The sequence below is a fragment of the Cyanobacteriota bacterium genome, assembly GCA_025054735.1.
In the GTDB taxonomy this organism is placed as follows: Bacteria; Cyanobacteriota; Cyanobacteriia; order SKYG9; family SKYG9; genus SKYG9.
Window position 1 is genome coordinate 1 of the sequence record JANWZG010000469.1, and the last position, 2716, is coordinate 2716.

A 2716-nucleotide genomic window follows, 5' to 3' on the forward strand; every position below is an offset into this window, starting at 1 on the left:
CTGGCCGCTGCTATCGTCTACGCCGATTTGGTAAGCGACGAACAATCGTCCTAGGGTTACTCCTCCTCGTGTGGAGTGTGCTCATGGGTTGGAGTCTAGGCCAAATAACTCAAGCAACACCAGCGGCGATCGCCCAACTTCGACCTACCACTCCTACCATCAATGATCCCCTCGCGCCATTGCCGACTCCCTCTCCAACTCCCAGAAGCCAACCAAAACCAGGCATTCCTGGTGTTGATCCGGTGCCTCCGTCCTATCAACTAGGGCAAGAACTTTACCTAGAAACCTGCGGCACTTGTCATCTGGCTATTCCTCCAGAGGTATTGCCCACAGCCACTTGGGCAGAACTACTTGTGCAGCCTCGACACTATAGCGTTGTCCTCAACTTACCCGGAGACCCCGCCAGGGCACTAATGTGGAACTACCTGCGCAACTTTTCTCGCCCACTGTTGGCAGATGAGCAAAAGCCTTTGTTCTTAGACAAATCTCGATACTTCAAGGCACTGCATCCTGATGTGGATGTCCCTCGACCTGTAAAGCTTCAGGGTTGTATCACATGCCATCCTAATGCTCAACAGTTTGACTTTCGCACAATTACTAGCACCGTTGCCAATTAAAACCTGATTTGCACTGACGTTGTGCGGCGAATGGTGCGCTGGGGATAAGTTGTGTGGGGATAGATGACTTGGGGATAAACTGTCTGAGGGTAAACGACCTGAGGATAGGTAGTTGTACTGGAGTTGACCCGATGGACGGATGAACTACTGGGCAAGACAATCACTGAGCCTGACGATTCTGGGGAGTGAATAATGACGGGTTGGACAACGGGGGTAATCACCTGATGAGTGGGGTATGTAATCGTTGAGTTTGTGGTGTCGTAGTAGCGATGAACTCTGCGTTGAATCCAGGGCGATCGATAGTACCTACGTTGATAACTATGTTGATAGCTATTGCGATAATTGCTGGGATATTTGGTTTGCACAGTGTCAGTTTGCAGAATGATTGAAACCTCTGCCTGGCTAGGAGCATTCCATAGGCCAAGACCGATTGCAGCCAATGGTGCTGCCAACAAAACCTGATATACACCTCTATGCCACAGCCCTACTTTACTTTGACTAGTCATACCGATGAACTCCTTAGTTACAGACAGCTACGGTCTAGCAAATGACACTAATCTAAGCCACCTTATCTTAGGTTACACGATTCATCTCCGTCTTGACAGTTTTGACAGTTGCTGTAAGGGGAAAGCTCTAAGGTGGCAACAGTTGACCAACAGCTAGAGATTTGTAGCTAAATATACGGGTTGGCAAGAACCTTGCTAGTGAAGATTACAATCTATGTACCAGTCATAACAGCAACCACGCCCCGATGAACCAGTTTATTGCCCTTCCAGCCTCTAGGGACTGGTCAGCAGGTAATAGATTGTATCTGGCTGGAGAGTGATGGCTTTCGCGTTGCCGATCGCACGAAGGGGATAGCCTCGGTAGTCAAGGGCAGTAACTGTAATCTTGGCAGCATCAGAGCGTTTTAGGGCGACTCGTCCCTGCAATTTGCGTATAGCGATCGGCGCTGTTCCTATACTTTGGATGATTTTAGGCGATTGGCCATCAGTGCGCCAGCCCAAATTTTGTTCCTCAGACATAACTTGCAGCAACATCTGTTTAGAAGTAGCTAGGGGACGATCGTCCAAAGCAATTACCACGATCGTACCGTAGTCCATCTTGCTGCTTAGGCGCACAGTTTCCAACTCAATTGTGCCTGCCCGCTGTAAAAAGCCTGTTACCCCCTGACTTTGAGGAGCGTTCACCCTAACGACACCTTGGTTATAGTTCCATAGCAACTGGCCTGTGCTACTGCGAATAGTTTTAGCGTTGCGATCAATAAAATCTGCGAGGTTGAGCAAGCGGGATGGGGTTGCCTGAGGTACAACGCGCAGGTTCACCTTACCCACTAGATAGGCAAATGGATCTAAGCTCTTTACTTGCTGGGTTTGCAGGGTTTGGCCGGGGGGAATGTCTTGGGCGCGAAACTCATCTAGATTTTGGGGCGCTGTGACTGGAGCACCCTTGAGGCTGTTGAGATCGTTCAGAGTCAGGGAAATATCGACCACGGTTTTACCGGGCTGAACCATCCCCTGGCGATACATGAGTGCTGTAGCTGGAAATTGCCCCATGGTCACGGGGGAAGCGATCGTAAATTTGTCCAGCATGGGTTCCCAGCCATGCTTACCTGTGGCAAAGAAGAAAAAGCCATCTGTGCCCTGCAATGAACCATAGGCAGCCGCTAGTAGGGGAAAATCAGCCCGGAAGCGATTGGGCATAGTCCAGTTAACTTCAGTGATTGTCGATGGCAAATCGTTGTAGCGAAGATCCATAATCGGTAAGCTCACATCCTCATGCTGTTTGGGATCAATGGACGTGAACAGCAATGCGGAGCGATCGCTATACCTATCCCCACTACTCAACGCATAGCTAGCCCGTTCACCCTCGTGGAGGCCACCGAAGTAGCCGTGCCGATCCATAAAATCAGCCACGGTATTGGCATATTTATCCAACGGACCCAGAATTTGAGCATCTGCCGTTACCCAGTTAGAGGCATAGATTAGCCCCTGATAACCCAAGCTCTGATGCAAATACGCGATCGCCCCTTGAAAAAAATTGCGTTCTAGGTCAGTCAAGAACTGAGCTGTATCCTGAGCGCGGCGAGAGTCTCGCTT

General features: G+C 50.0%; 3 protein-coding genes. 1 reads left to right on the forward strand and 2 read right to left on the reverse strand.

From position 1 onward, the window contains the following. Positions 1 to 44: 44 nt before the first annotated feature. Complete coding sequence (locus tag NZ772_16915; GenBank protein MCS6815237.1) at positions 45 to 617, forward strand: diheme cytochrome c; 573 nt, start codon at positions 45 to 47, stop codon at positions 615 to 617. Here the strand turns inward: NZ772_16915 and NZ772_16920 are convergent. Both NZ772_16920 and NZ772_16925 read right to left on the reverse strand, forming a co-directional pair. Then, entirely contained in the window at positions 614 to 1123 is a 510-nt protein-coding gene (locus NZ772_16920; GenBank protein MCS6815238.1) for a hypothetical protein, read from the reverse strand. The two genes, NZ772_16915 and NZ772_16920, sit on opposite strands and share 4 nt — an antisense overlap. Before the next feature lie 273 nt (positions 1124 to 1396). Beyond that, a partial coding sequence (locus NZ772_16925) for a hypothetical protein (GenBank protein MCS6815239.1) occupies positions 1397 to 2716 on the reverse strand: 1320 nt, incomplete at its 5' end.